Genomic DNA, 19,856 nt, shown 5'->3' on the forward strand with positions numbered 1-19,856 from the left:
GATTGTAAAAACCCACAAAGAAGGGGGGCTTGATGGCCCCCCTTTTTGTTACTATCCACACCCCTTTAAGGATTCGGGCATATCTCAAGATTGTCATATTTTGCGCCGTCGCTGTATATCCTGAAAGCCGGCCGACCGGTCTTAAATAAATCCAAGCTATCGGTCCAGGTGAAGTCCACGTTGCCGCCGTCGTTTGCGGTGGCTGCGTCCGGGCCTCCCGTATCGGTATAGGTGTAGAGGCTCCCCGTTGAGTCGTAGAGCCTTACCCGTATCGTGTTGTCATCTACGTCCAACTTCATTGTAACAAGAGTATCCTCGGGAAATGCCGGACTGCTCGTGCTGTTTGAAATGTCGACGCCGAACCTGTAGTTCCAAGAACCGTTGTAACGGGAGATCCTCAAATCCACATCCCCGTTGTCGCCGTAATCCCCATATTCGTTTCTGAGCATCACAGTGTAGTAGTGTGTGTTGTTTTGGAGTCTTACAATGAATCCCGCCATTGTACCCCCAGATGGGGCTCTAGCATCATCATCAAAATAGATATCCGCCTTCATGCTGTAGTTGTCGTGAGTGCCTATCACGGTTCCAGTAGCGTGATCCACGCTGGTCTGCCAGTAAGGCTCCGCGGCCGGATTTTTCAATATCAACAGCTTCGTGCCACTATTATACTCCTCTGCAACCACCCACGATCCATTGAAATTCCTTATCCACCAATTTCCACCGTAAACATCCCAATTGTCAGTAGGATGAGTATTCAGGGTATAACCCTTATCCGCCTCGAAGTCGTCAATGAAGCACGCCGGGGTCGGCGGTTCAGGGTAGAGGTAGGCGATACAATTATTTGCGTCCGTCGCCATGAAGTACTCGGGGAACGGATCGCCCGTCTCTCTCGTAAAGCCCACCGTAGTTCCGGTCGAGGGGCTGCTGAACTCTCCTGCGTTTGACGGTGTTACCGTCCAGGCGACCGGGGCGATTGCCGGATAACCGGTCAGGACATCGGTTATCGTAAGCTCAACCTCCACTCCCTCAGGGAAGGTCCCGTCATCCGCCACTATGGTCAAAGGCGGACAACCGCACACCTGGAAGTTGTCGAACTTGGCTATGATGTTTTTGACGCCGAATCCGGCGGTGCCGTAGAAGAAGTTCCTGTCGTGGGCGGAATATCCCGTTATGGTGCCGAAATCGAGCTTCTGGTCGTCTATCCAGATATCGAAATACTGACCATCAAAGGTTCCATATATCCTGTGATAGTTGCCGTCATCGTACTGCTTCGTGAAGTAGTTCGGCGCCTCCGGCGTCACGTCGTTACCAACCTGGTTGATAACCAATGTTACCGGGTCGGGAGACGACCAGTTGGGATTGTCTACCCTGTAAAACCGCACAAGGGGATCCCCGCTGGAGTCCTTTGTCCACACCACGAAATAACCCCTGTTGAGCACATCCATAGTGGGTGAGCCGTCAACCGCCGAAATGGTTTCCTTGCCGCCGGCCGCCCTGAATATTATGATAACCCCCTCATCCACCGACGACGGCAGATAGTAATCTCCTACGCTTACCTCGTCGACCGGAGCGTAGCTGGGCTTATCGGGGCCTCCGATGTACTTGAAGCGGAAGTTCATCGTGTACTGATCCCATGCCATTTCGGAATTATCCTCTCCCACAACCGACTCGTCCAGATCGATCCACACAAAGGACTCGCTGTTTACGTAGCCTATCGGCGGCTGTACCGACGGGGGCAAAAACATCGTTCCGGGCGTTTCCCAGAGAGCCTTAAAAGGTACCGATCCCGAGATGAAGAACTCGTCGCAGAACTGCATCATCAGAAGCTTAAATGTATCGGCGTCCGGGACCAACACGGGAGATGTGCTCTCCGTGATGTTGGCTGTGGAAAAACCGCTCCACTCGCTGGAGTTCTCGTTGAAGAAGGGGAATCTCGCCTTGTCGTCGGTAAGGCCGTCGTCTGCGCTTGTCGAGAAGTTTTCCATTATCTTGATCCCGCCCGCACATCTATCCACAACAGTCGGGACAAAGGGGGCCGCTTCGTTGTGTATGTACAAAGTGCCGCCGGTATCCCAATATCTCATATTGATGTGCCCGGCGTTGGTTATATCAAGAACGCCGTCGTAATCCGTGGAGGCCCAGCCTGCGGGGAGCCCCCTTGTCAACACTTTTCCCCTGAATACGCCGGTGTTGTTTCCCGTCTCGGTTAAGGTAACATACTCCACATCCTCATACGTGGAAGTCCACTCGTACACCATAACGGTCAAATCATCCGGAAGCGCGGAGGTATCTCTACAACAGTCTCTCACTTCGAGATAAACGGTGTCCCCGGTCCTTAAGGCGTTAGCCGATGTAAGCCTTTCGGTATAGCAGGAGTCCCGATACATAAAGAGCACCTCGTCCGGAACCACAGGCAGGATCATATACTCTGTGGCCGAGTATGATCCATAGTCGGTGTGTACCATTATAGTGATTTCGGTGAGAGAACAACCGCTGAGAAGCTTTATCGGAATAATCGCCTTGGCCTCGGAATTGGAATAGACTTGCACCGTTATCAGGTCATAAACACCGGTGCCGGTGTTAAGAAATCTCGCGTTACTGCTGCCGCCGGTTATCGTAAACGTAACCGGGTTGTTGATTACATCATCGCAGTTGGTTGTGGGCGGGACATTGAGGATTATTCTCGCCTCTATATCGAGGTTGTCGTATTCACAACCGTCTCTGAAAAAGCCGTCCGTCATCTCCCCACTTCCGTATGGATCGGTGTGCGGCCCCTTTGCCCTCAAAACGAGGTTGAGCCCCTCGGGGCATTCCGCGAGGCTTGCATCGATCTCCTTTTCATCAACATCGGGGGCCGTGTATTCCGTGCCGGAGGTGTCCTTGTGGGCGATAAGCTTTATCCTTTCCACCACATCGAGGTTGGCGCATCCCGTTACAAGATACTTGGCTATGAATTTCAGGCTGTCGCTGTCCCAGGGCAGGTAGTGCGGCGGGGACAGGGAATCTTCTTCTTTATTTGTAAGCTCGCCGAACGTATCGGCCGAGGGATCGGCAATGTTTTCCACCTCTCCGTAAATCTCGTAATCGCGCTCCGACGATTTATGGACGGGATACCCGCCGCAGTCGAAACCCTCGACATAAACATAGGTGTCATTTCCCCTACATCCGGAATCGTCATAATTTGGCGGATCCGCGGTTATATAGAAGGGACGCAGCCCCGTCTCCAGGACAATCTCTTTGGCAACGGTCGGCACAGTTGTATCCCATCCGTCCGGCTCGGGATCGGCCAAGGGCTTGTCCTCATACTTTGTCGCATTTGCCTTTATGCCGAGGGATGTGGGATAGGTTTTGGATGTATCCATTATCTTGGGCGCCTCGTACCATATCTTGTACATGCCCGATTCATCCTCGACCTCAAGGGCTATATTAGGGTCGCCGGAATCGAAATAGCTCCTTGTCCCTCCCGACTCCATTATGAAATATTTACCGGGAACCTGATTTGATCCCAATGTTCCACTGGTGCCGCCGTCGTAAAACTCAAATTCTATCTGGGCGCCGTCGACCTCGAAGCCGTTGCAGTCTTTGGCATAAACCTCAAAGGCCTTATAAGGCGCATCGTCACACGCGTAGGCAGAAATCACGACATCTTTGAACTCCAATGTGGCCGGAGGCCCCACAATAAAGGGAACCGTGATAGAAGAATAAACAGGGAACTCTTTATCTACTCCGTTTATATTTGCCGTGATGGTAGAGTCGGCGGATATTGTGATCGTTACGGGTTTCTTCGCCTCTCCTGTCGGCGCGTCCGGCCTAAGTTTTATTCCCGAAACCTCGCCGTTGGCGTCGGTCATCGGATTTCCCTCCCCATCGACACTTGTGACATCCGAATAGTCGAGGAGGGAAAGATTGGCGGTGGAATAGAAGTTTACCTTTCTGTTGGCGATGGGCAACCCTTCCTTATCCTTCAAGGTCGCCGTCAGCTCCACCTCGTTATCGGGACACCTCAGCTTCGGCGGAGTGGCGGATAGGTTAAGCCGTCCGTACGGATTCAGGATCAGGTTTTTCGGTGTTGCGGAGGCCGAGAGAAAGAGCCTTCGGTAATGGTCCGAATACGGAATAAATTCTCCGTATGTCGGATACTGCTTGGTGTTACAGTGCGAGATGAAGCACTCCCAGTCTGTAAGGCCGTTGCAGTCTGTGAGAAACGGCTCCTGATCGCGAAAACCTGAATCCCCGCAGGACCACCCTTTCGGCAGGCCCGACTCATAAGTAGCAACCGATCCCACCGGATATGTACCATCGTCGTTCCATTTCGGGTCCTCTTTTGAGCTCCTTATCAGGAGATCAAACTCGACACGCCTGATCCTTCCCATCTCCTCCCTCGTAAGGATATAGGGAGGTTTTGGAACTATACGGTTTCCGTTGTCGTCGGTCGTGACCGGAAGCGGGAGGTTCTCTTCATCGTAGTATCTAATAATGAAATTCTCGACGTTGTCCGCAATGGTGTCCGGCTTGGGATTGACAATATAGGGATTTGTGGCGGCATTGTAGACATTGCTTTCATTGTGCAGCTTAAACGTGTATCTGTACAGGCTGTATGGCGGCCCGTTCAGGTATAGCTTGACCGCGTCCATCTGACCCATGGCATCATCGTCCGCGGTATCATCCAGATCGTACCCGCACAACATCACCTCGGAATCTTTGACATTTCCGTCCCCATCCATATCGAAATACACGTCCATATAGTATTCATGGGGACCGCCCGTGGCGAGGGTGTTCAGCTCCGGGTCGTGGACGATCTCCGTCGGTGGAGTATCATCCTCCATATCGAGGTATGGCGTATTGATCGCCAGCGTAAGTATCTCGTCCGCCTGAATCACCCCGTCGTCATCTTCGTCCATAACCGCCGTAAAGTAGTGATCCGATGCGGACTCTATCTTCATGCCGTTTTTGATATTATAGCCGGAGTTCTGTACGGTCCGGGTGAGGTATTCCATTGCAAAATGCCCGGTGTTTTCCACCTCCAAGAGGGCCCCTTCGGTCACATAGCTTCTCTTCTGGGCGATGAACACCTCGAAGACCGCCGCCATGATTATCATCGATATCAGGACGGTAATCAGTATCTCGACCAGAGTGAAGCCCTCTTTCGACCCGAAACATTTAATCAGTTTTCTTATCTTTTCCATTTTATCCCCCGCTCACAAATTATTGTCAAAAATCAATCTTTCGGGCTCTGTATGAATTTTTCGAGGTACTCCTCTCCCTCGAGCCATCCCACCCGCTCTACGCCGTACGACGACGGGCAGTAGGGGGGCCAGTATGTGGGATCCAGAAAACCGGGGTCCCATCCGTAGAACCTGTTCGGTGGACTATATTGACACAGCGCGCAGGTGCCACAGCCGCAATTGTCTTCAAGACATGGATTGTCACAATTGAACTGACCCGGGGCCTGTCTCCTGTCCCAGAGATTAATCAAACATCCTTTAATATACTCCCCCTTGCCGTCCCAATCTTCCAGCTTGGTAATGAAGTTGTGCAGACCGGCTGAAAAGTAAGTCGACCCCGCACCCGTCCCTCCCCGGACGGAATAGATGTCGAGGTCATCCCTCCCCGAGAAGAAGGCTAAATTGTAATAGGTTGTTTCCGCCTTGCTCATTCTGAGGGTGTCGTTTGCGGGGGGCCTTCCGCCGATTTGTCCCCTGAATCCCCCGGTAAAGCTATTGGAATAATCCGTACCGCCCACGTATGCGTCGTCCCAGCTGTTGGAGAGCACGGTTACCAGGTCCCCGATAACCGCAAAACCCTTCGTCTCTGTGGTGTTTGTGTCTCCCTGGATATAGACGGGATTATCTGAAACAAATGTCGTGGGACAAATAAGCTTGGTGGTCTTCCATATCTTGATGCCCTGCATCACTTGTGTATGTCTATTGGAGTAGTACGGACTTGGCGGGCCGGTCGTTGCATCATAGGACGCCCCCCATGCAGTGGAGGAAGTCTCAGCTACCGTGGGAGTTCTTGAAACGTATATGAGGAGTTTTGTCGGGTCGCCGGTATTTTTGTCGATGAGAAAATCTTCAACGGACTGGTCATTCTTGTCGCCGTCATACTGCTCGTCGAGGTAGTGCTCGTAAAACCACTCCTCCAGCCTCTCTAGATTCACCGTTGTGAGGGCAACGCCGTTCATGTTATTACGCTGGTCGTTCTTCTCAAGGTAAACGGGATAGTAATTTCCATCAGGCTGGGATGTGTTCATATCGCTGCTCGGGAACTGATATGTCACCCCCCCGAGGGGATTTGCAACGGTCTCCGGAGAAAAGACGATTATCCCGTCCCCCACATCGCCCGCGGTATCGACGTTGAACCCATCGCCCGCCATAAAGACCGCCTCCGTAACGTCTTCAACCTTTACGCCGTCCGTGTAGCTTGGGGAGTCGAAGGCGAAGTCCTTGGTCGCCGCATAGATATGGAGTGTTCCGGTGACGTCGGCCGTTGAGGTTGGGGGCCAGTTGTTAATGACGGGGTATTCGATGACGATGGCAATGCCGAAGTATTCGCTTCTGGTCGGCCCTTTTGCCCTGTTCTCGTAAAACGATTCCCTGAAAAGGGCGTTAAAGTGGATGGTGGGGGACTTGGGAACTCCCACCATCACGTATGTACAGTCGTTTTCGTCCGTAAAGCGATCCATCTGGGCTTCGGCGTTGGTTGAATCGATATCGACATTGATCTGAACGTAGTCGCAGTCGTTTGTCCTGTTCCCAAAGCCGTCGTAGGTGGCGAGACACTGGTTTTCGGTCCCGATGATATCGAGATCGTGGATCTTGACCCTCATGCCGTTGCCCCTGTGGCCCTGGTTGAAAATCGTATTCCACTTTATCGTTCCCGCAGCGGTAATGAAGTGGGGAACCCTTTCGCTACCCGGTTGTGTATAGTTTTTGATCCAGATCATGTCTGAAGGGCCGAACCATATATTCCCGTTTGTATGCACTCTGCCCCAGGAGTTCATGACAGGGCCGTTGTGCCAGGCAATGTCGTCATCGAAGAAGGCGAAGTACTGCACCAGAGGTGTTTCGAGAATCCTTATCTGTCTTTTTAGATATTCCCTCCCGGACTTGTTCGAGGGCTCCGCAACGACTTCCACCGCGTATGGATAGGCGAAGTGGATAATCTCCTGGCACGATGTATACGTCCTGTAGATGAATCGGTTCTTCTGGGGATCCGGGTTTTCCGGGATGATCCTGTATTTCACCTTCGAACCGCTGCAGTCGTCAAAGAGGTCCATGAAGGCATAGCTGTGCTTTGTAACGTTGTCCTCTTTATAGGTCGTTCTCTCGGTGCCGGAAAAGGGTTCGAGCTGGGTAATGATCTCATCGTGGGTGATCAGCATGGCGGCCTCGAGACCGGCCTCGGCGCAGTTCATCGTATCCCGATTTTTTTCGTAATTACTCACAATAGAGGTCTCGAGGGTGACGTTCGTGACGTAGCCTACGGCTATAACCGTAAGCGTCATCATAATAACCAACGAGAGCATCAATATGTAACCCTTATTGGATTTTATGATCTTATTGAATTTCCCATTTTTTGCCGTCATTTTATCCCTCCTCCTCTCTCTTATTCGTGAAAACATTTTACGTATCATGACTCAACCCCTCTTAAAAACTTTTTTAAAACCAACGACAAACAAACCGCTTATTTTCAATTAATCCCCTTTGCCCCATCTTCAATTAATCCTCTTTGACCCATCTTTCCCCAACTACTCCCTCCCAACCAATAATCAACCCCCCCATACAACCCCCACCCCCCGCTCATCAAATCCCCATCTCCCCACCTTCATTTCCCCATCTCCTCCTCGTCTCCTCCCGTCCCCCCTAACCACCCTCCCATCATTCCCCCCATTTCCCCCGCCCCCCCGATATCCCCCATCTCTCCCCAATTATCCCCCCCTCATCATCTCCCATTCCCCCCTCCCCCCCTTCATCTGACCAACCCCCGCCTTCCCTTTTAAACGCCGCTCATCTCTGATTATCTTGGATCCTCTGATTGCCCCGAAGTTTTTATCATTTTTACGGCCCTTTTACATGGAGCTTCTCACTATCAGGGTCTCAAATTCAATGTTTCTTTCTCTTTTCGTCATATCCGTAAAGGTACACTCGACGGTCACTTTTGCGACATCGGCCGCTGTTGTGTCGGTAACGTCTGTCGCAAGGGTAACGTGAGACAATGTCCTCTTTGAGCCACTGCCGGCCACTTCGAGGAGGGCTATAGGCTCGATCATTGTTCTACGTTTAATAATCCATCCCCATTTTCTCTTTTCTGCGTTTGACATTGCGTTAAACCGGTCGTATGTTTTCACTTCGAGGGTATTCATGTTAACATATTCCAGCGAGGACCATATCCCATCGCCGGCGTTCTCGTCCCCATGATTTTCGTTTCCGTCATCGTACATAATCAACGCTTCATCCATACGTCTTTGATAGTCATCCGCGGTTATGTTGGCTGAGGCCAGTTTTGCATTCAGGTCATTGGTTATTGCGGTAAGTCCCGCGGCTCCGGAGAGGACTCCTGGCAGGGCAAATCCTCCTATTGTGCCGTAGTTGGGATCTCTTGAGAGGATGTAGCTAAAATTAAGGACGGTGCTGTATCTTATATCCACCTCTTTTGTTGCGACTTTTCTCAACTCCTCCATTTTGGCGTGTGCGAGGGTAACGGAGTATTCTATCTGTTTGTTGGTAACTCTGGTTCGGGTTGAGTATACCAGCATTGCGCCCACGGCCATAATGCCGACCGAGAATATGGCAAGGGCGATCATTGTTTCTATCAGGGTAAATCCGTTTTTTCTTGAGCGAGGCTTGCCGAAGATATTGAAGAATTCCGCAATTTTTTGTAATTTCATCCTAATATTCCTTCCATTACTATTTTAGCAGTATTCCCCATTACTTTTTCGTCCATGGGCACTTACCGTTTTTGTTCTTTTCTTTGTCGAAGAACCATATAATTGGTTTCCCCGTCACCTTTTCGAGGGATACCGCCCTTCGATTCCAATTTCTCCCCTTTTCTTTGCTCGTGAGGGGATAGATATACACCTCTCCGCTGTCGGAGGCGTTTCCTCTCGGGTAGAAGGTGACCTTATTTCCCGGGAAGACTATTCCATCCCTCATCGAGCTGGATGTAGGAGACGTACAGTAGATGTCTTTGCCTTCCGGCAGATCAAAGGGGACCCCTTTTGTCAACTCTTCTTCTTCCACCTTCTCGCCGGTGTCTTTTGTGCCGTTCCTGTTGTCGTCATCGTGGATTTCTATGATATAACCGCTTTTGTCTGTAGATCCTGGGTCTCGGGTTAAGAATGTCACGATGTAGTTATTATTTTCGGTGATTGCGCGAATCCTCGCATTATTTAACGCATAAGCGACGGTTCTGGCCGTCATATCGGCCTTCATGCGGTCGATGCTTCCGGTCGCCGTAATGGCGGCGATGGAAGACAGGATGGCTATAATGGCCAATACGGTCAACATCTCGAGTATGGTGAAGCCGCCCTTGCCGTAAAGTCGCCTTAAGAATGGACTTTTCAAACCGGCATTGATACATCCGGAAAGGGTCTTTACTGAACCACCTGTTTTCAAGTTTTTTTGATCGACCATGTTACACCTCTTCAATTTATATAATATGCATTATTTGTGCCAAGATTGCCTGCGCGGGGTGAAAACCGCGGGGCGATTCTCTGTTATCTCCTTGTAATCACTGCGCTTTTTTTTATCAGCTTCAAGGGAGAAGGCCTCCTAATAAGGATTGCTTAAAAAGCGACGGGATTGTTACATTTTTTCAGCATGACTGTGAAAATTTTTCACAATTGCCGCAAGGCGCTCCCATCATTCATCCCCTTTACGGCCCTTATTATCTATATTGTAGTCCTTGAGCTTATAGAGGAGCGCCCGGTAGCTGATTTCAAGAAGCTCCGCGGCCCTTGTCTGGTTTCCGCCCGTCTTCTTCAATGCGGCTAAGATGAGCCTTTTCTCAAGATCGCGGGAGGCCTTCTTTATCGAGAAGGTAGATGATGATGGATCGGAGGGCGTTTCGATCTCCTCCGTCCCCCTTACCACCTCCCCGGGGAGGTCTGAAACGCCTATGGTGTCGGAGTCTGTAAGGATCATCGCCCTCTCTATGCAGTTTTCCAGCTCTCGAACGTTGCCCGGCCAGGAATAATTCATTAGCTTCGCCAGTGCCCCCTTTTCAATCCCCTTTATGGAGGTGTTCAGCTTCTTGTTGAACACACTTATGAAGTGCTCCACCAGCGGCACTACGTCCTCGATCTTTTCGCGAAGGGGAAGCATCTTTAGAGGAACTACGTTCAGCCTGTAATAGAGATCGTCCCGAAAATCCCCGTTTTTGACCGCCTCCTCAATATCTATGGCCGTAGCGGAGATTATCCTCACATCGAGGCGCTTGGTGCCGGTCGAGCCGATCCTCCTTATCTCCCCCTCCTGAAGGGCCCTCAGGAGCTTTACCTGCAGCGCCTGGGGGAGCTCGCCGATCTCATCCAAAAAGAGGGTCCCGTTGTGGGCCTCCTCAAAAAGCCCCGGCTTATCCCTTGTGGCATCCGTAAAGGCGCCCTTGACGTGACCGAACAGCTCGCTTTCGAGGAGGTTTTCCGGGACGGCGGCCAGGTTCACCGCAACAAAGGGGCCTTCCTTTCTGCCGCCCTCGTAATGAATCGCCCGGGCGACAAGCTCCTTTCCCGTGCCGCTCTCCCCGGTAATCAGAATCCCCGTCGAGTAGGCGGAGACCTTTCTTACCGTCTCGAAGAGATCGAGCATCTTGGGACTCCTGCCGATGATGTCGTGGAATCGGTACTTCCCCTCGAGCTCCCTCCTCAGCCTGAGGTTCTCGTCCCTCAAGATTCGGCTCTCCCTCGCCTTGTTCAGGGTCAGGAGGATCTCGTCCAGCTTGAAGGGCTTAGACACGTAATCGAAGGCGCCCAGCTTCATCGCCTCCACCGCGCTGTCTATGGTTCCGTAGGCGCTCATCATAATAACAAGGGTATTGGAATCCTGCACGCGAAGCCTCTTCAGAAGCTCCACACCGTCCATCTTCGGCATGACTACGTCGGTGAGGATTATATCGTGGCCCCCTTCTCTCGCCATCGAAAGGGCGCTCTGGCCGTTTGAGGCAATATCCACGATATACCCCTTTCCCGATAGGAACTCGGACAACATCTCGGACATCGCCTTGTCGTCTTCGACCACGAGTATCTTGTTGTAGTCCATTATCAAAAAGCCCCTTTTTAAATCCCCTGCCCCTTTATGGAGTCTGTATCCCGTATCTTACATTTCCGATGGAATTATACAACAACGCCGCCCCCTTTTCAACTAATCATTGTCCCCTTCATCAGCCGAACAAGTTTGCGTTTGACCCTCAAAGGTGGTATCATTTTACATTGCGGGAGGCCCAAATCATGCCCGAACAATCGGACACAAAAGACCGTCCGGCCGACAAGGGGAAAATAGTCTTGATCGAGGACGACCTATCCGTCCTTAGCATTATCAAGAGGCTCCTCGAGCGGAAGGGATACGAAGTGGCCGACTTCGACAATCCGAGGGGGGCCATCGAAAAACTTGCCGGGGCAGACGGCCGGTTCGATCTGATGGTAATCGACATCAACCTGCCGGAGATGGACGGATTTGACGCCTCGACGAGGCTCAAAGGCTTCTCCGCCCTCTCCGATGTTCCCATCATCTTCATATCGGCGATACACACGTCATCTGAGGAGATGAACCGGGGACTCTCCCTGGGCGCCGTAGATTACATCATAAAGCCCTTCGACCCGGAGATTTTCCTGAGCAAGGTCGACAACTTCGTCGCGTTGAAAAGGAACGAGGAGAGGGTGAGGGCCTTGAAGATGCGCTACCAGCTCCTCTTTGAAAAATACAACGACCCTACCGTAATCCTCGACCTTACGGGTTATGTCCTTGAGGTCAACGACGCCGCCAAAAAGATACTCGGCATGGGCGGGGCGGATTCGGAGGTTGAGAAGACCTCATTTCTCGACCTGGTCCACGGCGAAGACAAGAGAGAGGCGCTTAAGCTGATAGACTCCCTGACCGGCTTAGGCAGACCCCAGGCCCCAAGGGTCGTCAGGGTCATCGACAGATCGGGGGATTACCGCTTCATGGAGATAAACGGCGGTGCCTTCTTTAACAGGGAGGGGGCCAAATCGACGCCGGATTCGATCCACATCACGCTTAGGGACATAACCGAGCGGGTGATGCTGACGAGAAACCTCGGCCTCCTCTTCGACACGTCGAGGAGACTCTCAGGCGCACTGGCGCTGGGCGAGATATTTTCGATACTGACCGAGAGCATCGAGAAGGCGGTCTACGCAAGCCGAATTGGGGTGGTTTATCTGACGCCGGATGGAAATGCCGCACTCATGGCCACCACCGGGCCGGTCTCGAAAAAAATGAGGGGCAAGATAGAGCTTCCCCACCTTATTGATCTTACCGACTACCCGGAATACCGGGCCGCAATCGAGACGAGAAAGACGGTGATGATCGAGGAGGTTGATGGCGATCCGGTCGTCGCCGGGGTGAGGGACACCTTGAACGAGATCGGGATAGAGAGCATCCTCGTTATCCCGATCGTCATGGAAGATGTGGTATACGGGTTGATAAACCTGGCAGAGATCGGGGGGAAGCGGCGATTTACGAGTGATGAGATCGAGGTCCTGGAGTCGACCGCCGACCTCACGGCGTTGTCTGTGGAAAACGCCCTCATGTTTGACAAGATCAAGAAGAACGAGGAGTTCAAGACCCACCTCATCAATGTCTTCACCCACGAGGTCGGAACCCCCCTGGGCACGATAATCGGGCACACCCAGATACTCATGGAGGGGCTTGATCAGGAGGACAGGAGGCTCAAGAACCTGAAGGCGATCTACGGCGAGACGAACAGGCTCAACTCCCTAATGGAGGGCTTCCTCGACATCACCAGGCTCAGGTCCGGTAAACTGACGCCGAAGATTGAGAAGATTAACCCCGGGGTGATAGCTGCAAAGCTCTACAGGGAGTTCGAGGAGAGGTTCAGGGAAAAGGGGATCGACCCGTCCCTCGAGATCGAGGAAAAGGGGTTGAGCCTCGACGGCGACCTCCTACTTATCGAGGGGGCCGTGACCAACCTCCTCTCAAATGGCCTCAAATACACGCCGTCCGGGGGGAGGATAACCCTCACGCTGAAATCGTACGACGGGGGACTTACAATCGCGAGAGCCGACAAAGGAAGGCGGGCAAAGGCCCCTCTCGTGTCCTTTTCGGTTAAAGACACCGGGATCGGGGTGCCTGTGGGAGACCGGGAGAAGATCTTCGAGGAGTTTTACCGCTCGGCGAACGTCCCCGGAGACGAGAAGGGGGCGGGGCTGGGCCTCACCTTCGTAAAGGAGGTCGCCGAGATTCACGGCGGGGCCGTAAGGCTCATCGACAATAGCGATACGGAGGGCGGGGGGAGCACATTCGAGATGATCCTTCCGGGGAGGAAGTGAGCATGTCCGGAAGCTAGCTCTTATTAATTATGGTCCTCTCTCATTTTGTTAAGACATTTTTAGTTTATCCGTCTTAACGGGAAGTCCATGATTCGTCATTTATTAACCCATCACCTGTCAAAACTTTTAGTGACCAGGGCATCCCCCAACAAATATTTATGTGGTTTAACCTTAAAATACGATAATTAGTAAAATATATAACAATAGATATGAGAATAAGCCTGATTATAGAACCGAAAGGAGAGAGATGAAAAGGTTACTGGTAATTGTGATAGCACTATCATTTATTGTACCACTTTTTTTTGGGTGTGCCCCAAATGAAAATAAAGACGTTCCCGTTAAATTAAAGTGGCGTTATAAAACCGGTTTTTATGGATATTCCGCTCCTGCGGTGGTTAATGGAGTGATCTATTTAGTAGACCAAGATGGTCACTTAAAAGCTATAGATAAAGAGACATGTAAGCTGATATGGCAGTTTTATCATGAGGGTAGGATTGGATTTTTTGTCCCTACAGTGACTAATGGATTGGTTTTTGTGGGAGGTTACGGTGGGCATTATGATAGCTATAGTGGACTTTATGCAATAGATGCAGCAACTGGTAAGTTGAAATGGCGTTTCGACTTAACAGATTCTGGAAAAGGGTGTAGTACACCCATAGTAGTTGACGGGACGGTTTTTGTTGGAGACTTAATCGAGATGTTTTATGCCGTGGATGCAGAGAGTGGTGAGCTGAAATGGAGTTATAGAATTAAAAAGGCACCTGCCAGATCTGTAGTTGCCGACGGTGTGGTTTATGTTGGAAGCTTAAATAACAATCTGTATGCCATTGACGCGGATAGCGGTGAGCTGAAATGGCAATTTACGACAGGAAATCCAATAATTACTACTCCTTCATTAGCTGATAATGTGGTCTATATGGGGAGTTCGGATCATCATCTTTACGCTATTGATTCCGATACCGGCAAGCTAAAGTGGTGTTTAGAGAAGGGAGAAGATTATTTTTCTTCTCCTGCTGTTGTTGATGGTGTTGTCTATGTGGGATGTACTGATAAATATCTTTATGCTTTAAACGCTAAAAATGGTGAGTTAAAGTGGAGAGCTGAAATAGGATATCCTATAGATTCTCCTCCCACTGTAGTTGATGGTGTAGTCTATGTTGGAAGTGATGACGACTATTTGTATGCTATAGCCTCCAGTAATGGTTTCCAAATGTGGAGATATAAAACAGAAGGTTCCATAGTTTCCTCCATCATCATTGTTAACGATGTTATCTACTTCGGAAGCTTTGGTGTAAAAGATAATTATCTTTATGCCTTAGAAATAAAGAAGAATTAATATATAAAAGACAGTATTTATTAAAAAGAGTTTTACAGTAATAATAGGATATAAACAATGAAAAACTGTAATAATTTGAAAAGAATACATATTTTATTAACATGTTTGATATTTTTAAGTGTCACAATCATTGGACTATTTTCAGAGAATGTCTATGCCAGCAGGATAGAGGAATTAGACTCCCCCTCCGGCTGGAACATACAGTTGAGGCCCAGCGTCCTCTTCGGATCGGACGGGAGGGTGCTATACGTCATGGATATGAATATTCCCATCTTTCAGGGTGAGGACAACCTTCTCTTCGCCGCCCCGAAGTTCACGCCGAATAACGAGTCCAGTTGGGAGGTGAACCTGGGCCTCGGGTACCGGCACATCCTTTTTGATGACAGCCTTATGCTGGGCATAAATGCCTTTTACGACTACAGAAAGACCCCCTGGGGCACAAAGCACACCCAGTGGGGCGTGGGGGCGGAGGTGATGGCTGAGTTCGGTATCCTTGAAGACGGTGGTGGCCTGGGACTGACGGGGAGGTTCAATTATTATCAGCCGCTTACTGATGCCGTCCGTGTTACATATCAATAAAACATCAATTAGTAAAATTTCCAATAGTGTATTATTGTATAAATTTTACCCAAATTTTTTCCTTGACATCATGAGAAATTTTTAATACATATATACAATATAACCATAAATATGAGAATAAATCTGACAATAAAACTAAAAGGGGAGAGATGAGAAAGTTTCTGATAGTTTTAGTTGTACTATCATTGGTTGCAACAATATTTATCGGATACGACAGAATCACAAACATAAACGTTCCCGTTAAATTAAAGTGGCGTTATAAAACCGGTTTTTGGGGTTATTCATCATCCCCGGTGGTTGATGGAGTGGCCTACGTGGGAGACCAACAAAATTGCGTTTATGCCATAGATAAAGATACTGGTAAACTTAAATGGAAATTTTATGAGAAGGGTGCCATATTTACATCCCCGTCAGTAGCTGATGGTGTAATTTATGTGGCAAAATGGAAAGGAGAGAGTCACCTTTATGCGATAGATGCTGAAAGTGGTATTTTAAAATGGCGCTTTATGTTGGCTGGTCCTGGATCATCGTCCGGTTCACCTGTAGTTTTTGACGGCACAGTATATATAGGTAGTTCTGATAAAAATTTATATGCCGTAGACGCAAGCAACGGCACGTTAAAATGGCGCTATGAAACAGAAGGGCCTATAGTTTTTTCTGCGCCTTCAGTTGCAGACGCCGTGGTTTATTCTGGAGGTGGATATGATTATCTTTATGCTGTTGATGCAAAAAATGGCGATTTTAAGTGGCGATACAAGACAGGTTTGATTAGTTCCGCCCCCTCTCTTATGGATGGCGTAGTCTATGTAGGGAGTCATGATAATTATCTATATTCTATCGATAGTAAAACGGGCAAGCTTAATTGGCGCTTTGAGACAGGTTCCGATATATATTCTTCTCCCTTGGTGGTTGACGGAGTTGTCTATGTTGGAAGCGGTGATTTTTATGTTTATGCTGTAAACAGCAACAGTGGTAAGTTGAAGTGGAGTTTTAAAACGGGAGGTGGCATAAGTTCCTCTCCCTTTTTGATTGGTAGCGTTTTGTATATCGGAAGTGAAGATCATTATATGTATGCCATAGACTCTAAAAGTGGTGTGCTAATGTGGAGATATAAATCAAAAGATCCTATTGTCTCTTCGACTGTCGTCGTTGATAATGTCATTTACTTTGGAAGCTTTGGTGTAAGATTTAATGCAGGAATTGGCTATCTTTACGCCTTAGAAATAAAAGATGGATAGTAAATAGAATTTATCTGTAAATTGATAGAAATATCCTATTAAAAACTATAAGAGGATATAGAAATGAAAAACAGCAATAGCATAAGAAAAATTCATATTATATTAACATTTCTGGTATTTTCATTTTTTATTCTTGTTGGATTATTTTCTCAGAACGCCCGTGCAAGCAAGATCGAGGAGATGGACTCTACCCTCGGCTGGAACATACAGTTGAGGCCCAGTGTTTTATTCGGATCGGACGGGAGGGTGCTCTACGTCATGGATATGAACATCCCGCTCTATAATGGGGAGGATAACCTCCTCTTTGCCGCCCCGAAGTTCACGCCCAATATGTGGTCTTAAGTTATTCTTACTTTTCATCCAGAAGCGATCCCTCAATAAAAAACTGAGACTACCCCTAAAGCCCCTTCTGTCTCCTTCTGTTACTTTCCTCCGAAACAATCCACTTGGTCAGATATGCCGCGAGAAAAAGGATGAAATTTATCATCACGATCGTCCCCCCCGTGGGGAGGTCGAGGTGGTATGAAAAGAATATTCCGAAAAAGACGGAGACTATAGCGGTCAAGGCGGCTATTACAAGGGACCACCTGAAACTCTTCGATACCTGGAGGCTCGTCACCGCCGGCAGGATTATCAGCGCCGAGACGAGCAAAAGCCCCACGAGCCTCATCCCCACTACGACTAAAAGCCCCGTGACTACGGCAAAAAAGTAGTTGAAGCGTCCCACGTTTATCCCCATGACCATCGCCGTCTCCCCGTCGAAGGTCATGGCAAAGAGCTTGTGGTAGAAGATGATGATGAAGACCACGATTACCACCGATATCATAAGGGACGCCCAGAACTCCTCCTTTCCGATGGTCAGGATGCTACCGAAGAGGTAGCTCATGAGATCCACGTTGAACCCCCTTGCCGCGCTGGCGATCAATATCCCTGTCGCCATTCCCACCGCCGAGACCACCCCTATGGCGACGTCGGCGTGGATCTTCACCCGCTCCTGGAGCTTGAGAATCCCGACCGACGATATGATCGTTATTATGAGGGCCGACCAGAACGGCTGCCCGCCGAGCAAAAGCCCCACCGCCACGCCGCCGAAGGCCACGTGGGTCAGGCCGTGGCCGATGAGGGCGTAGCGTCTGAGCACGAGAAACACCCCCAGGACAGCGCAGGCTGTCCCCACGAAGATACCCGTAAAGAGGGCCCTCAGGACAAAGCCGTAGCCTAAAAAATCGAAGAGGGAGAGCGCCTCCTTGAACGTTGCTGTATCTATATTAGGCATAGAGCATCAAACCAGGCATAAAACTAAATACTAAACAACCCCCGAATTTTTCCGTCAATTCCCCTGGCGCTAATCGCTTGCCTCCTCGAAATGCTGGTGGCAGATAACGTGCTGGGAGCTTCCGAAGTAGCCGCTCATTTCTTCCGACATGCAGAATTCGCTTCCCTCGCCGAAGAAAAGCTGTTTCCTGTTGATGAAGAGGATCTTGTTGTTGTTTATCCCCATCCCGGAGATGTCGTGGTTGATCAGGACAATCGTCGCCCCCCCCTCGTTCAGCTCGTCGATTATATTGAAGAAATCCTCCCTCACCCTCGGCTCGACGGCGGACGTGGGCTCGTCCAGAAAGATTATGTCGGAGTTTGCGATCAAGGCCCGGGCAAGAATCACCCTCTGGAGCTGGCCGCCGGAGATCTCCCCTATCCTTCTGTTCATCAGATAGGAGATCCCCAGCTTCTCGAATGCCTCGCCGATCCTCTCGTTTTTCGACCGCCCGAATCCGTCCCGCCTCCTTTCACGCCCCCCAAGCACCATGAGCCTCATCGACGCCACCTCCCTTGCCGTAGCGGGAAAGTAGGGATCGAAAAAGAGGAGTTTCTGGGGTACGTAGGCGATCCTCTCCCAGTCCTCGAACTTGCCGATGTCCTCACCGAAGAGTTTAACGGAGCCGGACCCGGCATTGAGAATTCCCAATATTGTTTTCATCAGCGTCGTCTTCCCGGAGCCGTTGGGGCCAATCACCCAGAGGTAGTCCCCGCCGACAAGCGAGAAGTCGATCCCCTCAAGGATCGTCTCGTGATTGTAGCTGTAGGAGAGGTTCGATACCTCGAGGACCTTGTCGGAATTGGTCTTTCTTTCCATTATTTACACTCTATCCCCATTTTGAACTTTTCGAGGTTGTCCTTCATTATATCAATAAACGAAATCCCCGATTCGAGCGCCTTTAACTGGACGTTCCCGGCCGGGTTGACGATGAGTATCTCGGCGCCCGTCTCCTCCTTTATGGTCTTTGCCATCCTCGGGTCCAAGAGCTCCTCCGCAAAGATATACTTGATCCCTTTGTCCTTTATAATCTGAACCATCTCGGAAAGCTCTTTCGGCGAGGGCTCCGCATCGTGGGATACGCCGAAGACGGAATGGTAGCCCAGGCCGTAGCGTCTCGCCATATATCCGAAGGCGAAGTGCCCCGAAGAAGCGATGTCTTTTGCGCCGCAGTCGGTAAAAGCATCCTTGTAGAGCACATCCAGCTCCGCAAGTTTACCGCTGTAGGCCTTTGCCCTCTCTTCGTAGAGAGCGGAGTTGCCCGGATCGGCCTCCCTATAGGCCTTGAGGACGTTGTCCACCTGTATCTTTGCGTTGGTAAAATCGAGCCAGAAGTGAGGGTCTATCCCCCCGGGATGTTCGTGGTTCTCGTGTTTTTCCCCTTCATGTTCATCGTGTACATCGTGGCCGCCGTGTTTATCCGATACCACAAGCGGCGTAATCCCGATGCTTGCATCGACGACTATCAGGTCGCTGTTATCTATCCCGGAGAGGATATTTTCGAGCCAGGGCTCCATTCCAGCTCCGTTGAAGACGAAAATATCGGCGCCCTCTATCGTCTGAATGTCCTTGGGGGTCGGCTCGAAGGAATGGGGGGAAAGCCCGGCGGGCAAGAGCAGGGTGACCTCGGCCTGATCGCCCCCTACCTCTCTGGAGAACTCGTATAGGGGAAAGATGCTCGCCACGACCTTGATTTTTTCTTTCGTATCTCCAGTATCTTCCGGTACGTTCAACGACTTCTCCCTATCCCCGCAGGAAGAGAGAAACAGCATCGAGGAGAAAACGAGAATGAGTGTGAACAGTCCCAAAATAGACGCTTTGTTCTTAAATTTTTCCCTTTTGATAATCATGTCAACCTCTTAA

13 protein-coding genes are annotated in these 19,856 nt (G+C 50.1%); 5 read left to right on the forward strand and 8 right to left on the reverse strand.

Going from position 1 to position 19,856, the window contains the following annotated elements; translation table 11 throughout:
- Nucleotides 1-65: 65 nt before the first annotated feature.
- From JW984_15870 to JW984_15890, 5 genes are all read right to left on the reverse strand, one after another.
- A complete protein-coding gene (locus JW984_15870; protein MBN1574675.1) occupies nt 66-5,186 on the reverse strand; it encodes a prepilin-type N-terminal cleavage/methylation domain-containing protein in 5,121 nt (1,706 codons plus the stop codon).
- Between the two features lie 32 nt (nt 5,187-5,218).
- Nucleotides 5,219-7,588 (reverse strand): pilus assembly PilX N-terminal domain-containing protein, encoded by a 2,370-nt coding sequence (locus JW984_15875; GenBank protein ID MBN1574676.1) that lies wholly within the window; start codon nt 7,586-7,588, stop codon nt 5,219-5,221.
- A gap of 483 nt (nt 7,589-8,071) precedes the next feature.
- The gene (locus JW984_15880) at nt 8,072-8,890 is read right to left on the reverse strand and encodes a type II secretion system protein (protein ID MBN1574677.1); all 819 of its coding nucleotides are present in this window, start codon (nt 8,888-8,890) and stop codon (nt 8,072-8,074) included.
- A 40-nt stretch (nt 8,891-8,930) separates the two neighbouring features.
- Nucleotides 8,931-9,566 (reverse strand): GspH/FimT family protein, encoded by a 636-nt coding sequence (locus JW984_15885; protein ID MBN1574678.1) that lies wholly within the window; start codon nt 9,564-9,566, stop codon nt 8,931-8,933.
- Nucleotides 9,567-9,863: 297 nt separating this feature from the next.
- Nucleotides 9,864-11,258: a sigma-54-dependent Fis family transcriptional regulator gene (locus JW984_15890; GenBank protein ID MBN1574679.1), complete on the reverse strand. Its 1,395-nt coding sequence runs from the start codon at nt 11,256-11,258 to the stop codon at nt 9,864-9,866.
- A gap of 188 nt (nt 11,259-11,446) precedes the next feature.
- On the opposite strand from JW984_15890, the gene JW984_15895 reads away from it, so the two are divergent.
- The 5 genes from JW984_15895 (at nt 11,447) to JW984_15915 (ending at nt 17,020) form a co-directional block, all read left to right on the forward strand.
- The gene (locus tag JW984_15895) at nt 11,447-13,525 is read left to right on the forward strand and encodes a response regulator (protein MBN1574680.1); all 2,079 of its coding nucleotides are present in this window, start codon (nt 11,447-11,449) and stop codon (nt 13,523-13,525) included.
- A gap of 247 nt (nt 13,526-13,772) precedes the next feature.
- A complete protein-coding gene (locus JW984_15900; protein MBN1574681.1) occupies nt 13,773-14,861 on the forward strand; it encodes a PQQ-binding-like beta-propeller repeat protein in 1,089 nt (362 codons plus the stop codon).
- 204 nt (nt 14,862-15,065) lie between these two features.
- A complete protein-coding gene (locus JW984_15905; GenBank protein MBN1574682.1) occupies nt 15,066-15,440 on the forward strand; it encodes an inverse autotransporter beta domain-containing protein in 375 nt (124 codons plus the stop codon).
- A gap of 149 nt (nt 15,441-15,589) precedes the next feature.
- Nucleotides 15,590-16,678: a PQQ-binding-like beta-propeller repeat protein gene (locus tag JW984_15910; GenBank protein MBN1574683.1), complete on the forward strand. Its 1,089-nt coding sequence runs from the start codon at nt 15,590-15,592 to the stop codon at nt 16,676-16,678.
- 63 nt (nt 16,679-16,741) lie between these two features.
- Complete coding sequence (locus tag JW984_15915; GenBank protein MBN1574684.1) at nt 16,742-17,020, forward strand: hypothetical protein; 279 nt, start codon at nt 16,742-16,744, stop codon at nt 17,018-17,020.
- Nucleotides 17,021-17,075: 55 nt separating this feature from the next.
- Here JW984_15915 and JW984_15920 read toward each other — a convergent pair whose 3' ends face one another.
- From JW984_15920 to JW984_15930, 3 genes are all read right to left on the reverse strand, one after another.
- Nucleotides 17,076-17,954 (reverse strand): metal ABC transporter permease, encoded by an 879-nt coding sequence (locus tag JW984_15920; protein MBN1574685.1) that lies wholly within the window; start codon nt 17,952-17,954, stop codon nt 17,076-17,078.
- Between the two features lie 69 nt (nt 17,955-18,023).
- On the reverse strand, nt 18,024-18,812 hold the full coding sequence (locus JW984_15925) for a metal ABC transporter ATP-binding protein (protein ID MBN1574686.1): 789 nt from the start codon (nt 18,810-18,812) through the stop codon (nt 18,024-18,026).
- Nucleotides 18,812-19,843 carry a zinc ABC transporter substrate-binding protein gene (locus JW984_15930; protein MBN1574687.1) on the reverse strand — a complete coding sequence of 344 codons (1,032 nt, stop codon included), beginning with the start codon at nt 19,841-19,843 and terminating at the stop codon, nt 18,812-18,814. Before JW984_15930 ends, JW984_15925 begins: the two co-directional genes overlap by 1 nt.
- Nucleotides 19,844-19,856 lie beyond the last annotated feature (13 nt).

Source organism: Candidatus Zymogenus saltonus (genome assembly GCA_016929395.1).
Lineage (GTDB): Bacteria > Desulfobacterota > Zymogenia > Zymogenales > Zymogenaceae > Zymogenus > Zymogenus saltonus.